Origin of the sequence: Paraburkholderia sp. BR10937 (assembly GCF_040965695.1) — a bacterium.
Taxonomy (GTDB): Bacteria; Pseudomonadota; Gammaproteobacteria; order Burkholderiales; family Burkholderiaceae; genus Paraburkholderia.
Genome location: NZ_JBFRCL010000034.1, coordinates 62,634 through 79,847 on the forward strand (window position 1 = coordinate 62,634; position 17,214 = coordinate 79,847).

Consider the following 17,214-nt stretch of genomic DNA (forward strand, 5'->3'; position numbering starts at 1 on the left):
GGCAATGCGGGGATCGATGCGGTGCGCGGCGCCAGCCAAGGCGCCGCGCGAACCTCGGCGTTTAGAGCGATTCGCCGAGCTGGTCCAGAATCGCCGGGTTTTCCAGCGTGGAAACGTCCTGCGTGATCGCTTCGCCCTTCGCGAGCGAGCGCAGCAGACGGCGCATGATCTTGCCCGAGCGCGTCTTCGGCAGGTTCTCGCCGAAGCGGATGTCCCTGGGCTTGGCGATCGGCCCGATCTCCTTGCCCACCCAGGCGCGCAGATCGTTGGCGAGTTTCACGGCCTCGTCGCCCTGCGGACGCGTGGCCTTGAGCACCACGAACGCCACCACGGCTTCGCCGGTGGTGTCGTCGGGGCGGCCCACCACGGCGGCTTCGGCCACGAGCGGGTTCGCCACCAGCGCCGACTCGATCTCCATCGTGCCGAGGCGGTGGCCCGAGACGTTCAGCACGTCGTCGATCCGGCCCATGATCGTGAAGTAGCCCGTGTCCTTGTCGCGCACGCTGCCGTCGCCGGCCAGATACAGCTTGCCGCCGAGTTCCTCGGGGAAGTAGCCCGACTTGTAGCGCTCGGGTTGTCCCCAGACGTTGCGGATCATCGCGGGCCACGGACGCTTCACGACGAGAATGCCGCCCTGCCCGTTCGGCACGTCCTGGCCGGTTTCGTCGACGATCGCGGCCATGATGCCCGGCAGCGGCAGCGTGCACGAACCCGGCACGAGCGGCGTCGCGCCCGGCAGAGGCGTGATCATATGGCCGCCGGTTTCGGTTTGCCACCACGTGTCGACGATCGGGCAGCGCTTGCCGCCCACGTTTTCGTAGTACCACATCCACGCTTCGGGATTGATCGGTTCGCCGACCGTGCCGAGAATGCGCAGCGAAGAAAGGTCATAGCTCTTCGGATGCACCTTCGCGTCGGCTTCGGACGCCTTGATGAGCGAGCGGATCGCCGTGGGCGCGGTGTAGAACACCGTGACCTTGTGTTTGGCGATCATGTCCCAGAAGCGGCCCGCGTTCGGGTACGTCGGCACGCCTTCGAACACGACCTGAGTCGCGCCGATCGTGAGCGGACCATAGGCGATATAGCTGTGGCCCGTGATCCAGCCGATGTCGGCCGTGCACCAGAACACGTCCGAGGGCTTGTGATCGAAGGTCCACTTCATCGTTTGCGCGGCCCACAACAGGTAGCCGCCCGTGCTGTGCTGCACGCCCTTCGGTTTGCCCGTCGAGCCCGACGTGTAGAGGATGAAGAGCGGATGTTCCGCGCCTACCGGTACCGGCGCGCACGTATCGCTCTCGGCCGCCGAAAGTTCGTGCATCCACTGGTCGCGGCCTTCGTGCCAGGCGACCTTGCCGCCCGTGCGCTTGTAGACGATCACGCTGTGCACCGCTTCGCAGCCGCCCATGGCAAGCGCTTCGTCGGCGATGTTCTTCAGCGGCAGCGCCTTGCCGCCGCGCATCTGTTCGTCGGCGGTGATGAGCGCGACGGCACCCACGTCGACCATGCGCTCGTTGAGCGACTTCGACGAGAAGCCGCCGAACACCACCGAGTGCGTCGCGCCGATGCGCGCGCAAGCCTGCATGGCGACCACGCCTTCGACCGACATCGGCATGTAGATGACCACGCGGTCGCCCTTCTTCACGCCGCGTTTCTTCAGCGCATTGGCGAAGCGCGACACGCGCGCGAGCAGGTCCTTGTAGGTGACGTTCGTGACGGTGCCGTCGTCGGCTTCGAAGACGATCGCGACGCGCTCGCCATTGCCCGCTTCGACGTGGCGGTCGAGGCTGTTGTACGAGGCATTGAGTTCGCCGTCTTCGAACCACGTGTAGAACGGCGCTTTCGATTCGTCGAGCACCTTCGTGAAGGGCTTTTGCCAGCTCAGGGTTTCGCGCGCGCGGCGCGCCCAGAAGCCTTCGTAATCGCGTTCGGCTTCGGCGCACAGCGCCTTGTATGCGTCCATGCCGGACACCGTGGCACCCGCCACCGTTTGCTCGGAAGGCGCAAAGACGCGGCGTTCCTGAAGAACCGATTCAATCGCAGACATCGACAACCCCTTGGTGAAGATGAAACGTCAAATTCGTGGACACGCATGAGCATCTTCAATGCCCGTGCGCGCCGTCTCCGTGCGCCGCCGCCCACACGCGGGCACGGCGCTATTGGCTTGCGCCGGGAGCCGCCATTGTGGCATCCCGGCATGCATGGGCGCGCGATACACGCACGATCGTGCGCGATCTTCGCAAACTACCCATGCCGGCAAGATTAAGCGTAGCAACTTACCGGCCACTTACGCGCGCCCATGCAGACCATGCAAGCGGCGCGCCATGGCACGCAAGTAAGCAGACATTTAGAATGCTAACTGAACTGCGCACCCGGATTCCAGCTTGAATCGCTACTCCCTGTTTCTCATTGCCTCGATGCTGCTCGTGGGCAGCAACGTCGGCATCGGCAAGTCGATTGTCGCCTTCATTCCCGTTCCACTCTTCGCGCTGCTGCGCTTCGTGATCGCCCTCTCGGTACTCGGCCCGCTCCTGCGTCGCTCCAGAATGCAACAGGTGAAGCGCGGCGAATGGATCAATCTGTTCCTCCAGGCGCTGTTTGGGACATTCGGGTTTACGCTGCTGATGCTCGGCGGCGTGCATCGCACGAGCGCGGTCGCGGCCGGCGTCATCACGAGCACGATCCCCGCCGTGGTCGCCCTCTTCTCCTGGCTCTTCCTGCGCGAGCGCCCCGACGCGCGGGCGCTCGCTTCCATCGTGCTCGCCATTGCGGGCATCGCGGTCATCAATCTCGCCCACGTGGGCGGCGGTGGCGACGGCGGCGCCAGTTCGTTGATCGGCAACCTGATGGTGCTCGGCGCGGTGTGCTGCGAATCGCTCTATGTGATCCTGTCGCGCCGTCTCACCCAAACGCTCGCGCCGCTCGATATCTGCGCATACACACATCTGTTCGGCTTTCTGCTGATGCTGCCCGTGGGGCTGCCGGGCGCACTGTCGTTCGATTTCGCGAGCGTGCCCGCAGGCATCTGGTGGCTCGCGCTCTGGTACGGGCTGTCGGCGAGCGTGTTCTCGTTCTGTCTCTGGATGATGGGCATTCGCCACGTGCCGGGCAGCATCGCCGGCGTGTTCACGGCCGTGCTGCCGGCGGCCGCGGCCGTCTACGGCATCGCGTTTCTCGGCGAGCGCCCCACGCCCGCGCACGGCATTGCGCTCGCCTGCGTGGTGGCCGGGATCGGGCTCGCAAGCCTCAAGATCAGGCGCCTGCCGCCGGTGGCCTCGTGACCATTCCGTAATCAGGTTGAAAGCATCGGGGCGCGGGCGGCGCTGCCGGAATCCCGGCGAGCCCTTCCTGCGACGCTGTACAATAGCGCCCGCCCGGCCCCTCGCGCGCGCCTTCTGGCCCCAACCAGACGACTGCACCAGGGCAGCCCCGCCCGAATTCGCCACCGTGATTGCCCATGTCCGCCGCACGCCCCCAGCCGCCTTCCGCCGCCGCACCGGGTAAAGCCCGTCGCCGCATGCGTCCGTTGCCCAGCATCATCTTCATGAGCCGCTGGCTGCAGGTGCCGCTCTATCTGGGCCTGATCATCGCGCAAGCCGTGTACTGCGTGCTGTTCCTCAAGGAGGTCTGGCACCTCGTGAGCCACGCCACCACGCTCGACGAAACCAGCATCATGCTGGCTGTGCTCGGCCTGATCGACGTGGTGATGATCTCGAACCTGCTCATCATGGTGATCGTGGGCGGCTACGAGACCTTCGTCTCGCGCCTGAATCTCGAGGGCCATCCCGACGAGCCCGAATGGCTCGACCACGTGAACGCCGGCGTGCTCAAGGTGAAGCTCGCCATGGCGCTCATCAGCATTTCGTCGATCCACCTGCTCAAGACCTTCATCAATCCCGATGCCGCCTCGACGCATACGGTGATGTGGCAGGTGATCATCCACGTGGCGTTCCTCGTCTCCGCGCTCGTGATGGCGTGGATCGACCGCATCACCACGCATACGCACCCCGAACACTATCAGGAGCTCGCCGCCCGCCATCCGGTGCCAGGCGGGCAGGCCGCGGCGCGTCGAGCGGTTCCCGAGCACGCCGAGTCGGACTGATCCGCGCACACGGCAGACATTATTCAAAACACCCGTCCCCACAGAAGCTAGCCATGACCGTCATCAAACAGGAAGACCTCATCCAGAGCATTGCGGATTCGCTGCAATACATCAGCTACTACCATCCGCAGGACTACATCGAGGCACTCGGCCGCGCCTACGAACTCGAAGAGAGCCCGGCCGCGAAGGACGCGATCGCGCAGATCCTCACCAACAGCCGCATGTGCGCCGAGGGCCGTCGCCCGATCTGCCAGGACACCGGCATCGTCACGATCTTCGTGAAGGTCGGCATGGACGTGCGTTGGGACGGCGCCACGATGGGCGTGACCGACATGATCAACGAAGGCGTGCGCCGCGGTTACCTGAACCCGGACAACGTGCTGCGCGCCTCGATCGTGAACCCGCCCGAAGGCGGCCGCAAGAACACGAAGGACAACACGCCGGCCGTGATCCACTACGAGATCGTGCCGGGCGACAAGGTCGACGTGCAGGTCGCAGCCAAGGGCGGCGGCTCGGAGAACAAGTCGAAGTTCGTGATGCTGAACCCGTCCGACTCGATCGTCGACTGGGTGCTCAAGACCGTGCCGACGATGGGCGCAGGCTGGTGCCCGCCGGGCATGCTCGGCATCGGCATCGGCGGCACCGCTGAAAAGGCGATGCTGATGGCGAAGGAATCGCTCATGGAATCCATCGACATCCAGGACATCATCAAGCGCGGCCCGAAGGACTGGATCGAAGAACTGCGCGTGGAACTGCACGAGAAGGTCAACGCGCTCGGCATCGGCGCGCAGGGTCTGGGCGGTCTCGCCACCGTGCTCGATGTGAAGATCATGGCCACGGCCACGCACGCGGCTTCGAAGCCCGTCGCGATGATCCCGAACTGCGCCGCCACGCGCCACGCGCACTTCGTGCTCGACGGCTCGGGCCCGGCAAAGCTCGAAGCGCCCTCGCTCGACGCATGGCCGAAGGTCAACTGGGAACCGAACACGGAAACGAGCAAGCGCGTCGACCTCAATACGCTCACGCCGGAAGAAGTCGCTTCGTGGAAGCCGGGCCAGACGCTCCTGCTCTCGGGCAAGATGCTCACGGGCCGCGACGCCGCGCACAAGCGCATCGCCGACATGCTCGCGAAGGGCGAGAAGCTGCCGGTGGACTTCAAGAACCGCGTGATTTACTACGTCGGCCCGGTCGATCCGGTGCGCGACGAAGTGGTCGGCCCGGCAGGTCCCACCACGGCCACGCGCATGGACAAGTTCACGGAGCTGATGCTCTCGCAAACGGGCCTCATCTCGATGGTCGGCAAGGCCGAGCGCGGCCCGGTCGCCATCGAGGCGATCAAGAAGCACAAGGCGGCTTACTTGATGGCGGTGGGCGGCGCGGCCTACCTCGTGTCAAAGGCGATCCGCGGCTCGAAGGTCCTCGCGTTCGAAGACCTCGGCATGGAAGCCATTTACGAGTTCGACGTGCAGGACATGCCGGTGACGGTCGCCGTCGATTCGTCGGGCACCTCGGTCCACAAGACCGGCCCTGCCGAATGGCAAGCGAAGATCGGCAAGATTCCGGTCGCCACGGTTTGATGCCTGCCTGATGCCTGTTTAAGAACCGGGGCCGCGCGCCCCGGTTTTTTTTGCCTCACGCGAGGCGCACTGAGATTAATTCTCAGCACAGAGTAAATCGCCGATATACACCGCAATTCAATCTTGATTCGGCCTTGGCTTTTGTGTATTGAGCGTTTATTGTTGGAAACCAGTCACCGCCCCACAAAGAAAGGAAAGACTATGCAAGGCGACAAGAAGGTCATCGAATATCTGAACGCGCAGCTCAAGAACGAGCTCACGGCTATCAATCAGTATTTCCTGCATGCCCGCATGTACAAGCACTGGGGCCTCGAGAAACTCGGCAAGCATGAATATGACGAATCGATCGGCGAAATGAAACATGCCGATATGCTCATCGAGCGTATTTTCATGCTCGACGGTCTGCCGAACCTCCAGGACCTGCATAAGTTGCTGATTGGCGAAGAAACCAAGGAAATTCTCGAGTGCGATTTGAAGCTCGAACAGATTTCCCAGTCCACCTGCAAGGAAGCCATTGTCTATTGCGAGTCGGTACGCGACTTCGTTTCGCGCGAGATTTTCGTGACGATTCTCGAAGACACCGAAGAGCACATCGACTGGCTCGAAACGCAGATCGACCTCATCGGCAAGATCGGCATCCAGAATTACCAGCAGTCGGCCATGGGTTCGGTAGAATCGTGATCGCGCGCCTCGCGCCCGCGCGCATCCGTCCGCCTTGCGGGTGCGCCCCAACCCTTTTGCGCCCATCCCCGTGAACCTTCCGGCCTCTTCCAGCGCTGCGCCCATCGGCATCTTCGACTCCGGCCTCGGCGGCCTGTCGGTGCTGCGCGCCGTGCGCGCGCTGCTGCCCGCCGAGCGGCTCGTGTATGCCGCCGACTCGCGCTACGCCCCCTACGGCCAGCGCGACGACGACTTCATCGCCGACCGCACGCTCGCGATCTGCGAATGGCTCGTGGCGCAGGGCGCGAAGGCGCTGGTGGTGGCCTGCAACACGGCCACGGCGCAATCCATCGCGCTCGTGCGCGAGCGGCTCTCCATCCCGCTCATCGGGGTCGAGCCGGGGATCAAACCGGCGGCACTGGTTTCGAAATCGCGCGTGGCTGGCGTCCTCGCCACCCAGGTCACGTTGCGCAGCGCGCGCTTTCAGGCGCTCGTGGAGCGCCACGCGGCCGACCTGCGCGTGCTGTGCCAGCCGGGCCATGGCCTCGTCGAGGCCGTGGAGCGCTGCGACATCGGTTCGGCCGACTTGCTCGCGCTGCTGCGCGCGTACGTCGAGCCCATGCTCGACGCGGGCGCGGACACCCTCGTGCTCGGCTGCACGCACTACCCGTTTCTCGACGCGGCGATCCGCTCGATCGTCGGCGAACGCATGACGCTCGTCGACACGAGCGTCGCCATCGCCCGGCAGCTCGACCGCGTGCTCGACCAGCACGGGCTGCGCGCGAGCGGCGCGCCGGCCGGCGCAGGCAGCGACGAGATGCGCTTCTGCTCGACGAGCGACGGCGCGCACCTGCGCGAACTGGCGGCCGCGCTGCTGGGTCTGAATGCCAACGTCGAGCGCGTGGTCATCCCCTCGCGCCGCACGCGGCAACTGGAAGCGAACGCCGCCTGACGCGCCGGCGCCACACGCCGCGAGCGATGCGCGATTCGCGTCTCGCCCGCGAGTTCGCGTTTCAACCCCGTTTCCGCGCATCTGACTGACCTGCCGCATTCGGGCTGGCTTCTCTCAGAAGCCCCTGGCAGCCTTCGTCGCCAACGCGCAATCCTGTCGGCAGTCACACAACGGGTAACCGCTAGCCGGCCCGTCGAATGCGTTGACGAGCACCCCACCCTGGCTCCCTTCTCCTGACCCAAAGCAAAAACCCCTGCTAGGCATCCGGTTATGTTACAAAAAATCCGCCTACGCGCTTGCCAAACCCAGCAAACATAATGATAATAATTCGCATTAACTCTCTCTATTGCGGTCCATCATGATTGTCTGCGTTTGCAAATCCGTCTCCGACCGGACGATCCGCGCCTCTATTCAGGAAGGCATGGATTCTTTCGACGAGCTGCAGTTCGAGCTCGGCGTCGCGACCTGCTGCGGCAAGTGCGAAGAATCCGTTCGTGACGTGATGGCGCAAAGCGGTGTCTGTGCGAGCCGCTGCGGGGTCACGCAGCCGGCGCACCCCGCCGTGGTCCCCCATGCGGTTCCGCTCACGTTTTACGAGCGCAAGGCTGCCTGAAGCCATGACGCGCATCCGGCCACCGATGCGCGTCCGCCCCGTCCGCCCGTTTAGCCAAAGGCGCCTCAGGCGCCACGCGCCGCGGACGTCAAATCGCCGCCGACAGCAAGCCCGTCTCCCGACCAGCCAGCTACCGCTCGCACCCCTCAAAGGAGGTCGTGATGGAACTGCTGCTCGGATTCGTAACGACGTTGTGCATCTCGCTGTTGATCTTTCGCAAATAAAGCTGCCCGACACGACGCGTAGGTTCGCCTGCGCGCCGTCGTCCGCATGGCAGCCACGCTAAACATGCAGGCTTTCCAAACCACCGCTGGCACGCTGCCGTCTCCCTCCGTTCGCGTCAATCGCCGTGTCGTCACGGCGAGCGCGATCGTGGTCGCGCTGCATGCCGCGCTCATCGCCGTCGTGCTGATGAAGCGCGAACCCGTGGCGCCCGTCGCGCTCCAGTCGCAGACGATGATGGCCGAACTGCTCAAGCCCGAGCCGGTCGCCGCCCCCGCCGCGATCCAGTCCACGCCCACGCCGCCTCCGCCCAAGCCGGTCCCGCACGTGACGCGCGAGAAGCCGAAAGTTCAGCCCAAGCCCAAGCCAACACCGCTGCCCGTGGCCGAAGCACCCTCGCAGCATGCGATCGAATCGGCCGCGCCCACTGCGCCTACGCCGCCGGCTCCCACGCCGCCTGCACCGGCCCCGCAAGCCGCAGCAGCCACCGACGCCAAGCCGACCATGGCGCTGTCGGCGCCGAAGAACGTCTCGCACCTCGACTGCCGCATCGTGCAGCCCGACTATCCGACGCTCTCGCGCCGGCGCGGCGAAACCGGCACGGCATTCGTGCACTTCGTCGTGGGCCTCACGGGCAAGATCGAGAACATCGAGCTGAAGAAGTCGAGCGGCTCCGCCCGCCTCGACGACGCCGCGCTCGACGCGATGCGCCAGAGCTCGTGCAAGCCGTACCTGGAAAACGGCGAAGCCGTCCGCGCGGCCTACACGCAACCATTCGAGTTCAGCCTGAATAATTGACGGGCTGAAGTCACACGCTTCCATGAATTGAATAAAGAGGATCAGGAATGCAGAACTACGGTATCGCCCACGTCTGGGCGCAAGGGGATTTCGTGACACGCGGCATCGCGCTCGCGCTGTTGATCATGTCGGTGCTGTCGTGGTGCGTGATCGTCGTGAAGGGCTGGAATGTCGCGCGCCTCAAGCGCCTCACGAAGAACGCCGAGCAGCAGTTCTGGCACTCGGACGATCTCGCCGACGGCGTGAAGAAGCTCGGCAGCGGCTCGCGTGAAGACAACCCGTTCGTCGCACTTGCGCTGTCGGGCCAGGAAGCCGCCGACCACCATCACCAGACCCAGCCGCATCTGCACGACCGCATGGACGTGTCGGACTGGGTCACGCGCTGCCTGAAAGACACGATGGACGAATCGGTCGCGAAGATGCAAAGCGGCCTCGCCATTCTCGCCTCGATCGGCAGCACGGCGCCGTTCGTCGGCCTGTTCGGCACGGTGTGGGGCATCTATCACGCACTGCTTACGATCGGCGCGACGGGTCAAACTTCGATCGACGCCGTGGCGGGCCCCGTTGGCGAAGCGCTCATCATGACGGCCTTCGGCCTCTTTGTCGCGATTCCCGCCGTGCTCGGCTACAACGCCCTCACCCGCGCCAACAAGGCGATCGTCACGAAGCTCAACCGCTTCGCGCACGGCCTGCATGCCTTCTTCGTCACGGGCGCGCGCCTCACCTCGACCGCACGTAGCGGCGCGAAGGAGGGCAACACGAGCAACCTGCGTGTCGCTGCGCGCAGCCACTAAAGAGCGGAGGCAAGCATCATGGCGATGAGCCCCTTTGCCAGCGACGACGACGATGGCCTGATGAACGAAATCAACATGACGCCGCTCGTCGACGTCATGTTGGTTCTCCTGATCGTTTTCATGGTGACAATTCCCGTGATCCGTCACGCCGTGAAGATCGACCTGCCGCATGCGAGCAGCCAGAAGGAAGACACCAAGCCCGCGCAGATCAACATCTCGATCGAAGCGGACGGCACCGTGCTGTGGGACGGCACGCAGGTCGACGACGCGGCGCTGAACCAGAAGATCGCAGCCGCGGCGCAAACGACGCCGCAACCGGAACTGCATCTGAACGCGGACCGCAAGGTGCAGTACGAACGCGTTGCCCAGGTGATGTCCGCCGCGCAAAGCGGCGGCCTCACGAAGCTCGGCTTCGTCACCGACCCTGCGCATCACTGATCGCGTCACTGCGCGCAGCACGCAAAGTTGAGCGGTACAAAGTAAAAGGCCTTCATCGTCAGACGAAGGCCTTTTTTCGTGCGCACGCGGCGCATTCGGGCGGTGGCGGCGACTCCCCGACAATCGATCGGTTCACGCCGGCACATGCGACTGCCGTGGGCAACACGGACTGCGCTTTCGGCCCTGAAGGCCCACTATGATAGCGGCCATCAATTCCCGCTCAAGACCGGTGCTTGGCGAGAAGGACTTCAATATATTCCTCTCGCTTCGCGCGTTCAAGAGTTAGGCCATTGAAAGTAGCGATGGCCGCTCACGCTTGAATGCCTAAAAACAAATGGCGCTAGACGTTGCGCACAAATGCACTGCATGAAAACTCAAGTTTCATACAAGCGCACGCGCGTGCACGTTCGCAAAGCTTCATGCCGTTTCGATCCTGCTCGCGCTCTTTGTGCGTGACAGCCCAACCTGCCCGGTGGGTGCACTCTGCCCTTCCGCTTTCGGTGCAAGCGCGGCGATGTCGCTTTTCAGCGGACATTCCTGCTGCAAGCCCTTATCGGCATCGAGCACTTCCACGAGGTAATCGACGAAGGCACGCACGGCCGGAACCATGCCCTGGCGCGAGAGAAATACCGCATAGAGCTGCGGCACCGGCAGCGTCCAGCCCGGCATCACCGGTGAAAGCTTGCCCGAACGCAGTGCAGCGCCGTACATCATCTCCGGCAACGCCGCGATGCCGAGGCCTTGCAGCGCCGCTTCACGAATCGTCGTGAGGTCTGCGGTGATGAGGCGCGGCTCGTGCTCGTGCGCGTGGCGCGTGCCATCGGGTGCGATGAGCTGGAACACGTGGCGGCCGTCGCCCGTGGGCGTATCGAGCGTTTCGAAGCGCGCGAGGTCTTCCGGCGTGAGCGGCGGTGCGTTCTGCGCGAGCAGGCTCGGCGCGCCCACCAGCATCTGCTCGGTGCGCCATAGCGGACGCACCACGATATTGGCGTTCTGCGGCGGCTCCGAGCGCACGCGCAGCGCAATATCCACGGAGTCTTCGAACAGGTCGATCACGCGGTTCGTCACGCGCATCACCACCCGCACCTCGGGGTAACGATGCATGAATTCCGGAATGACCTGCGAAAAGATGGTCTGCGACAGCGTGACAGGCACGCTCACGCGCACCGTGCCGCGCGGCGACGAGCGCAGCGATTGAACGACGTTCACCGCGGCCTGCGCCTCGGCGAGCATCGAGCGGCAATGCTGGTAGAAGAGTTCGCCCGCCTCGGTGAGCGCGAGCTTGCGCGTGGAACGCTGCAGCAGGCGCACGCCAAGCGAGGCCTCGAGTTCGCTCACCCGCCGCGACAGACGCGACTTCGAGATGCCGAGCACACGTTCGGCAGCGGAAAAGCCGCCATGTTCGATCACCTGCGAAAAGTACATCAGGTCGTTGAGGTTATGCGAATCGATTTTCATGTCGTCGTTCCAGCGATGGGACAATCCATTGCGATGAGGCGTAAAACAGGCCAAATTGGCTACCTATAATAGCGGTTTGTTTCGCATATAACGCAATTCCCACAATTCGAGGTGATATCCATGACCACGACCCGTACGATCGAACGCGTTTATCCCGCGGTTCGCACCACCGAGGGTGGCGGATTCATCGTCCATCGGCCGTTTCCGACCCGCCAGCTGATGGACTTCGATCCGTTCCTGCTGCTCGACGAAATGGGCCCGGTCGATTACGCGCCCGGCGAGGCCAAGGGCGCGCCCGACCATCCGCATCGCGGCTTCGAAACCGTCACCTATATGGTCGAAGGCCGCTTCGGCCACAAGGACTCGGCGGGCCATTCGGGCACGCTGCGACCCGGTGACGTGCAATGGATGACGGCCGGCGCGGGCGTGATCCACAGCGAGATGCCCGACCCCGAATTCACGCGTACGGGCGGCCGCATGCATGGCCTGCAGCTGTGGGTGAATCTGCCCGCGCGCGACAAGATGATGGCGCCGCGCTACCAGGAGCTGCCCACGGAACAGATTCCGGTGGGCCGCTCGAAGGACGGCAAGGTTGCGGTGAAGGTGATCGCCGGCGAAGCGCTGGGCGTCAAGGCCGCGATCGAAACGCGCACGCCCATCCTCTACCAGCACTTCACGCTCGCGCCCGGCGCGCGCGTGGAGCAGCCGGTGCCGAGCGAGTATCGCGTGTTTGCGTACGGCCTCTCGGGCACGGGTCTGTACGGGCCCGACGCGCAAGCCATCGATGCCCAGCAGATGGTGACCTTCGCGAACGACGGCGACACCGTCACGCTCGCCGCCCCGGCCGACGCGAGCGCACCGCTCAGCGTCCTGCTGATCGGCGGCGTGCCGCTGAACGAGCCGGTCGTGCGCTACGGCCCGTTCGTCATGAACACGGAGCAGGAGATCCGCCAGGCCGTGCTCGACTATCAGGCCGGGCGCATGGGGCGCATCGCTCACTGAAGCCGTACGGCGCAGCGACGCGGGTTTCCGAAGCATCGCCACGGGCCCGCCCGCTTTCCGTCACAATACGGTTTCTGGGGCGCGCATCGCAGGTTGCGCGCCTGTCCCTCTTTAACCGTCCCGCCCGCGAGGAGCGCATGGCCGAACCCGCAGTCACCGCACACATTGGCTCGACGAACTACCAGGTTCAGTTCGACGACGGCACCCACACCTGGATCGCCGACGAACCCGCCTCGCTCGGCGGCGGTGACCGCGGACCGTCGCCTTTCTCGCTGTTGCTCTCGAGCCTTGGCGCCTGCACCTCCATCACGCTGAAGATGTATGCGCAGCGCAAGGAGTGGCCGCTCGAAGGCGTACGCGTGAAGCTCACGATGGAAACCGGCAGCGAAGGCACGAAGATCGACCGCCAGATCGTGCTCGAAGGCGCGCTCACCGACGAGCAGCGCGAGCGCCTGCTGCAGATCGCCAACGCCTGCCCGGTCCACAAGGTCCTCACGAACACGATCACGATCCGCACGGGTCTCGTCGTCGCTTGAGCGGCGACGCGCGGACACAGACACAGGAAGGCGCCGCCTTGAATTTCGAACACCTCATCCAGATCAACGATCCGCTGAACCCGCTCGTCGAGGCCATGACGCGCGAGCAGCTCTGGGAAGGGCTCGTGCTGCGCGCCGAGCAGCCGCAGCTCTTCGTGATCGGGCTCGACAGCTGCACGATCCTCTCGCGCACCGAGAGCACGATGGAGCGCGAGTTGCACTATGGCCACGCCACTGTACGCGATCGCGTCACGCTCACGCCCAACGAGAGCGTGCGCTACGACATCATGGCGACCGCCGAGTACGTCGGCGGCTCGCTCACGATGACGATCGAGCAGCCCGATGAGCTGCAGCTCTTTCTGCGCTTCGAGTACCGCACGACGCTGCCCACCGCCGATACCGAAGACGATCGGCAGACTTCCGAAATCGTGAAGTCGGCCTATCGCGAGTCGGACATCGACACCGTGCGTCTCATCCGCCAGTTCGTGCAGGGCGACGGCAGCGCGCCGAACGCGCTGCACTGAAGCCCTCCGGCGCTTGCCCTCCTGCCCTGCGCGGCACGGCGAGCGCCAATTCACACGACAGCCCGCTTCGGTTCAGGCTATCGGCATTCGATTCCGATGAATATCTCGTAGTTGCAAATACGAACTATTATCATTTAGAATTCATCCATCGAATCGAGACAAAGACGTCACGTTCATGACCGAACTGCACCGCACCTCCACACTAAGCTTGCGCCGCAACGGCAGCTCGGCATTGACCAGCGCGCGGCCCAAGCCTGCCGTCGCCCCGCCCAAGCCGCGCAAGAGCGCCGAGCCGGCGGCCGCCGCGACAAGCGACGAAAGGAAACTGGATAGCGCGGCGCTGCTGCAAGGCCGCAGCCATGTGAGCATCATGCACAACGGCGAAACCTATCAGTTGCGGGCCACCCGTCTCGGCAAGCTGATCCTGACGAAATAGGTTCAAGCAGGTTTCAACCGGGTATTGTGGGGACCGCCTCCACCGAGAGGCGTTGGGGCATTAGCCAGCAACGACGGCTTGCACGCGAGATCTAGACCCCTTCGTGCAGACATCCTTCAAGCTTCAAGCCAGCCGTCGAAGCAAGCCACGCCATTTTTTTGTTCTCATACCAGATCGGGGCGGCGCGCGAAGCGTGAGCCGCCCGAGACAAACGCCGCGGCATCCGTCCGCGGCTTTTGTTTTTTCTGGCGTCGTCGAGCGCGACAGTGGATCGAATTACTCCACCCCGAGCGCCGCTATGCCCGCACGCGCAATGGAGGCATCCTGGTCGGACTTCACGCCCGAGACCCCGACCGCGCCAATCACATCGCCGTTCACGCTCACGGGTACGCCGCCTTCCAGCATGCCGGTGAGCGGCGCACTCAGGAACGCCGTGCGGCCCTGCTTGATCACGTCCTCGTACACCTTGCTCTCGCGGCGGCCCAGCGACGCGGTGCGCGCCTTGGCCACGGCGATCTCCGCGCTGATGGGCGCGGCGCCGTCGAGGCGGCGCAAATGCAGCAGATGGCCGCCATCGTCGACGATGGCGATCGTCACGTGCCATTCATTCGAACGGGCGTGCGCGACGGCTGCGTCGGCTACCCGGATCACGTCTTCATCGGTCAGTACTGCTCGCGTTCGCATGTGTCTCTCCGAAAAGTCAAAAACCGGGTTTGGCGAAATCGCCAACCCGGTTTTGAGAGTAACACCCAGACTTGCGCCGCGACGCGCTGATCCCTCGTATGTCGCCTATATCAGCGGCAGATGAAGAAGCGTCGAAACAGGCTCAGCGCACCCAGCCCCAGAACATGAGCCACCAGGCGCTGTCCACCACGGCGAGCGCGAGCGCAAAGCCCGCGAGCGCGAGCGCGCGCTGCCAGAACCGGGAGCTGTAGCGGCCCGTCACGCGCCACGCGAGCCAGGCGCTCCAGAGGTTCGTGATGACCAGAATCGCAATGCGCACCTCGGCGGCCCAGTCGAGCGGCACGTGCTCGGCGCGCAGCAGCGAGAGCGTCGTGGCCGACAGGCCGAGGAACACCCCCGCCCCCGCCAGCGGGATCAGCGACTGCGCGAAGTGATGCAGACGCCGCATCTCGAAACGCCCGAGCACGGCGGTCGAGCCTGCGAGGATCGCAAGCAGCGCCGTGCCATAGACGAGCCCGGTCGCGACGATGTAGCCGACGATCATCGCGCCGTCGAGCCACGAGAACACGTCGTTCTGCGCCGGGTAATGCGTGAGCAGGAACCACGGCGCATTGGTGTCGAGCGGCCAGGTGATGTCGCGGTCGATGAGCCAGCCCGCGAGCCACTGCTTGATGCCGATGAACCACGGCGAGCCGGTCCAGTGGAACGCGCCGATCGCCACGCCGAGCAGGCCGTAGAGAATCAGCGCCGTGTCCCACGCGTTGGCCTGGCTGTCGCCGAGCTCGACCACTTCTTCGGCCGGCGAGCGCCACGAGAGCGCGATGGCGTCGCGGTGGCCGCTGCAGCGACCGCACATGTGGCACTGCGCCGCGCCCTTCATGTTGCGCAGCGGCACGAGCGGCGCGCAGTTCACGGGAATCACGCGATGCCCGCCATGCTCGCCGTGCGTGTAGGAGTTGCGCCAAGCGTCTTCGTCGACCTTGTAGCGAAACGGCGCGAGACGTGCGAGAAGCGCAAAAACCCCGTTCACGGGGCAGAGATACTTGCACCAGACACGCTTCTCGCGTCCGTACAGAAAGCCGATCACCATCGCGCCGAGCGTCGATCCGCCCAGCACGAGCAGCACCGCCTTGGGGTACTGGTAGACGCTCACCATCTGTCCGTAGATCGTCGTGAGGCCGAAGGCCACGAAAGGCCAGCCGCCCCAGCGCATCCAGTGCGGGATGGCGCGGCCGCGGCCGAACTTGCTCGCGAACTCGGTGAGCGCCCCTTCGGGGCACAGCACGCCGCACCACACGCGGCCGAGCATCACCATCGAGAGCAGCACGAACGGCCACCAGATGCCCCAGAACACGAACTGCGCCGCGAGCGTGAGGTTGTTCCACAGATGCGCCGTGTCGCCGGGCAGCGGCATCGCCGCGGGCACGAGAATCAGGAACGCGTAGACAGCGACCACGACCCACTGCACGGCGCGGATCGCCGCGCCGTGACGTTGCATCCACTGGCCCGCCTGGGCAAGCTTGCCAGGGCGCCCGTTTGCCTGCGTCGGGCGAGCGGATACACAACTCATGCTGCCTTCCTCTTCGCAACGGCGCCCGCGCGACCGGTGGCGCGACGCACGAGGAACCACACCACGAGCCAGTACACGGCATAGGCGATCAGGTTCATGAGCGCCGGATGCGCGCGGTAGCCCGTGAGCGTCGCGACGAGCGAGCCGAAGGTGCTCGAGTCGTCGAGGATCGCCGAGGAGTTCCACACCTGGTCGACGATGGTCGGCAGGATCTCCTTGTCGATCAGCTTGTCCACGCCGGTCTGGAACAGGCCCGCGCCGAGGAACAGCAGCATGATCTCGGTGATGCGGAAGAAGTGCCGCCACGAGAAGATCTTGCCGCCCAGCTGCAGCAGATAGAACGTGAGGAACGCCAGCGCGAGGCCGATCAGCACCGCGAAGTACTGGCTCGCGTCCACATGGCCCGACTGGCCGAAGCCGAGGCCATAGAGGAAGATCACCGTCTCGCTGCCCTCACGCGCGATGGCAAGCGCGACGAGTATCGTCACGCCCCACCAGTTCGCGTCGCGCGTGCTCTTTTCCAGCGACTCTTCCATCTCGCGCTTGAGCGTGCGGCCGTGCTGCTTCATCCACAGCACCATCTGCACGATCAGCACGCACGCCACCAGCACCATGCCGGTCTGGAAGTAGTCCTGCGCGTCGCCCGACAGCACTTCGGTAAAGCCGACCAGCGCCGCGCCGAGGCCGATGGCGGCAAGAATGCCGAGCGCCACGCCGCCCCACAGGTACGGCACGCCGCGCCGCGCATCCGCATCGCCGTTTTTCAGCCACGCATAAAGAATCCCGACGACGAGCAGCGCCTCGACGCTCTCCCGCCATACGATGAACATCACCTGACCCATTCAACACCT

The 17,214-nt window shown here is 64.7% G+C and carries 18 protein-coding genes; 13 read left to right on the forward strand and 5 right to left on the reverse strand.

The genetic code is table 11. The features are described from left to right. Window positions 1-61: 61 nt before the first annotated feature. The gene (gene acs, locus AB4Y44_RS25980; RefSeq protein WP_368701260.1) at window positions 62-2,044 is read right to left on the reverse strand and encodes an acetate--CoA ligase; all 1,983 of its coding nucleotides are present in this window, start codon (window positions 2,042-2,044) and stop codon (window positions 62-64) included. Between the two features lie 337 nt (window positions 2,045-2,381). Here acs and AB4Y44_RS25985 point away from each other — a divergent pair, with 337 nt between their 5' ends. The 9 genes from AB4Y44_RS25985 (at window position 2,382) to AB4Y44_RS26025 (ending at window position 10,153) form a co-directional block, all read left to right on the forward strand. After that, a complete protein-coding gene (locus AB4Y44_RS25985; protein ID WP_368701261.1) occupies window positions 2,382-3,278 on the forward strand; it encodes a DMT family transporter in 897 nt (298 codons plus the stop codon). A gap of 176 nt (window positions 3,279-3,454) precedes the next feature. Then, window positions 3,455-4,099: a TIGR00645 family protein gene (locus AB4Y44_RS25990; RefSeq protein WP_368701262.1), complete on the forward strand. Its 645-nt coding sequence runs from the start codon at window positions 3,455-3,457 to the stop codon at window positions 4,097-4,099. Window positions 4,100-4,152: 53 nt separating this feature from the next. Further along, window positions 4,153-5,676, forward strand: a complete 1,524-nt coding sequence (locus tag AB4Y44_RS25995) for a fumarate hydratase (protein ID WP_342921914.1) — start codon at window positions 4,153-4,155, stop codon at window positions 5,674-5,676. A 201-nt stretch (window positions 5,677-5,877) separates the two neighbouring features. After that, a complete protein-coding gene (gene bfr / locus AB4Y44_RS26000; RefSeq protein ID WP_110857464.1) occupies window positions 5,878-6,357 on the forward strand; it encodes a bacterioferritin in 480 nt (159 codons plus the stop codon). 70 nt (window positions 6,358-6,427) lie between these two features. Beyond that, complete coding sequence (gene murI, locus AB4Y44_RS26005) at window positions 6,428-7,288, forward strand: glutamate racemase (RefSeq protein ID WP_342921913.1); 861 nt, start codon at window positions 6,428-6,430, stop codon at window positions 7,286-7,288. 358 nt (window positions 7,289-7,646) lie between these two features. Then, a complete protein-coding gene (locus tag AB4Y44_RS26010) occupies window positions 7,647-7,901 on the forward strand; it encodes a bacterioferritin-associated ferredoxin (RefSeq protein ID WP_028208420.1) in 255 nt (84 codons plus the stop codon). A 288-nt stretch (window positions 7,902-8,189) separates the two neighbouring features. Continuing rightward, window positions 8,190-8,921 (forward strand): energy transducer TonB, encoded by a 732-nt coding sequence (locus tag AB4Y44_RS26015; protein ID WP_368701263.1) that lies wholly within the window; start codon window positions 8,190-8,192, stop codon window positions 8,919-8,921. A 47-nt stretch (window positions 8,922-8,968) separates the two neighbouring features. Continuing rightward, a complete protein-coding gene (locus tag AB4Y44_RS26020; protein ID WP_368701264.1) occupies window positions 8,969-9,715 on the forward strand; it encodes a MotA/TolQ/ExbB proton channel family protein in 747 nt (248 codons plus the stop codon). Window positions 9,716-9,733: 18 nt separating this feature from the next. Beyond that, on the forward strand, window positions 9,734-10,153 hold the full coding sequence (locus AB4Y44_RS26025; RefSeq protein WP_133183537.1) for a biopolymer transporter ExbD: 420 nt from the start codon (window positions 9,734-9,736) through the stop codon (window positions 10,151-10,153). Between the two features lie 417 nt (window positions 10,154-10,570). On the opposite strand, the gene AB4Y44_RS26030 is transcribed toward AB4Y44_RS26025, so the two are convergent. Beyond that, window positions 10,571-11,611: a LysR family transcriptional regulator gene (locus AB4Y44_RS26030; RefSeq protein ID WP_342921911.1), complete on the reverse strand. Its 1,041-nt coding sequence runs from the start codon at window positions 11,609-11,611 to the stop codon at window positions 10,571-10,573. A 120-nt stretch (window positions 11,612-11,731) separates the two neighbouring features. Here AB4Y44_RS26030 and AB4Y44_RS26035 point away from each other — a divergent pair, with 120 nt between their 5' ends. The 4 genes from AB4Y44_RS26035 to hemP all read left to right on the forward strand — a co-directional run bounded on the left by AB4Y44_RS26035 (window position 11,732) and on the right by hemP (window position 14,109). Then, complete coding sequence (locus tag AB4Y44_RS26035; RefSeq protein ID WP_368701265.1) at window positions 11,732-12,613, forward strand: pirin family protein; 882 nt, start codon at window positions 11,732-11,734, stop codon at window positions 12,611-12,613. Between the two features lie 137 nt (window positions 12,614-12,750). Then, a complete protein-coding gene (locus AB4Y44_RS26040) occupies window positions 12,751-13,149 on the forward strand; it encodes an OsmC family protein (protein WP_368686564.1) in 399 nt (132 codons plus the stop codon). Between the two features lie 38 nt (window positions 13,150-13,187). Next, on the forward strand, window positions 13,188-13,673 hold the full coding sequence (locus AB4Y44_RS26045; RefSeq protein ID WP_321926936.1) for an SRPBCC family protein: 486 nt from the start codon (window positions 13,188-13,190) through the stop codon (window positions 13,671-13,673). 175 nt (window positions 13,674-13,848) lie between these two features. Next, window positions 13,849-14,109 carry a hemin uptake protein HemP gene (hemP, locus tag AB4Y44_RS26050; protein WP_368701266.1) on the forward strand — a complete coding sequence of 87 codons (261 nt, stop codon included), beginning with the start codon at window positions 13,849-13,851 and terminating at the stop codon, window positions 14,107-14,109. A 276-nt stretch (window positions 14,110-14,385) separates the two neighbouring features. Here the strand turns inward: hemP and AB4Y44_RS26055 are convergent, their stop codons facing one another. From AB4Y44_RS26055 to AB4Y44_RS26065, 3 genes are all read right to left on the reverse strand, one after another. Continuing rightward, entirely contained in the window at window positions 14,386-14,793 is a 408-nt protein-coding gene (locus tag AB4Y44_RS26055) for a heme-binding protein (RefSeq protein ID WP_342921907.1), read from the reverse strand. Between the two features lie 142 nt (window positions 14,794-14,935). After that, window positions 14,936-16,363, reverse strand: a complete 1,428-nt coding sequence (locus tag AB4Y44_RS26060) for a 4Fe-4S binding protein (protein ID WP_368701267.1) — start codon at window positions 16,361-16,363, stop codon at window positions 14,936-14,938. Next, window positions 16,360-17,205: an FTR1 family protein gene (locus AB4Y44_RS26065; RefSeq protein WP_368701268.1), complete on the reverse strand. Its 846-nt coding sequence runs from the start codon at window positions 17,203-17,205 to the stop codon at window positions 16,360-16,362. Before AB4Y44_RS26065 ends, AB4Y44_RS26060 begins: the two co-directional genes overlap by 4 nt. Between the last annotated feature and the right edge of the window lie 9 nt (window positions 17,206-17,214).

Coding starts and splice junctions, on each gene's coding strand:
- acs (WP_368701260.1), bottom strand. CDS start 2,044: ATGTCTGCGATTGAATCGGTTCTTCAGGAACGCCGCGTCTTTGCGCCT.
- AB4Y44_RS25990 (WP_368701262.1), top strand. CDS start 3,455: ATGTCCGCCGCACGCCCCCAGCCGCCTTCCGCCGCCGCACCGGGTAAA.
- AB4Y44_RS25995 (WP_342921914.1), top strand. CDS start 4,153: ATGACCGTCATCAAACAGGAAGACCTCATCCAGAGCATTGCGGATTCG.
- bfr (WP_110857464.1), top strand. CDS start 5,878: ATGCAAGGCGACAAGAAGGTCATCGAATATCTGAACGCGCAGCTCAAG.
- AB4Y44_RS26010 (WP_028208420.1), top strand. CDS start 7,647: ATGATTGTCTGCGTTTGCAAATCCGTCTCCGACCGGACGATCCGCGCC.
- AB4Y44_RS26015 (WP_368701263.1), top strand. CDS start 8,190: ATGCAGGCTTTCCAAACCACCGCTGGCACGCTGCCGTCTCCCTCCGTT.
- AB4Y44_RS26020 (WP_368701264.1), top strand. CDS start 8,969: ATGCAGAACTACGGTATCGCCCACGTCTGGGCGCAAGGGGATTTCGTG.
- AB4Y44_RS26025 (WP_133183537.1), top strand. CDS start 9,734: ATGGCGATGAGCCCCTTTGCCAGCGACGACGACGATGGCCTGATGAAC.
- AB4Y44_RS26030 (WP_342921911.1), bottom strand. CDS start 11,611: ATGAAAATCGATTCGCATAACCTCAACGACCTGATGTACTTTTCGCAG.
- AB4Y44_RS26035 (WP_368701265.1), top strand. CDS start 11,732: ATGACCACGACCCGTACGATCGAACGCGTTTATCCCGCGGTTCGCACC.
- AB4Y44_RS26040 (WP_368686564.1), top strand. CDS start 12,751: ATGGCCGAACCCGCAGTCACCGCACACATTGGCTCGACGAACTACCAG.
- hemP (WP_368701266.1), top strand. CDS start 13,849: ATGACCGAACTGCACCGCACCTCCACACTAAGCTTGCGCCGCAACGGC.
- AB4Y44_RS26055 (WP_342921907.1), bottom strand. CDS start 14,793: ATGCGAACGCGAGCAGTACTGACCGATGAAGACGTGATCCGGGTAGCC.
- AB4Y44_RS26060 (WP_368701267.1), bottom strand. CDS start 16,363: ATGAGTTGTGTATCCGCTCGCCCGACGCAGGCAAACGGGCGCCCTGGC.
- AB4Y44_RS26065 (WP_368701268.1), bottom strand. CDS start 17,205: ATGGGTCAGGTGATGTTCATCGTATGGCGGGAGAGCGTCGAGGCGCTG.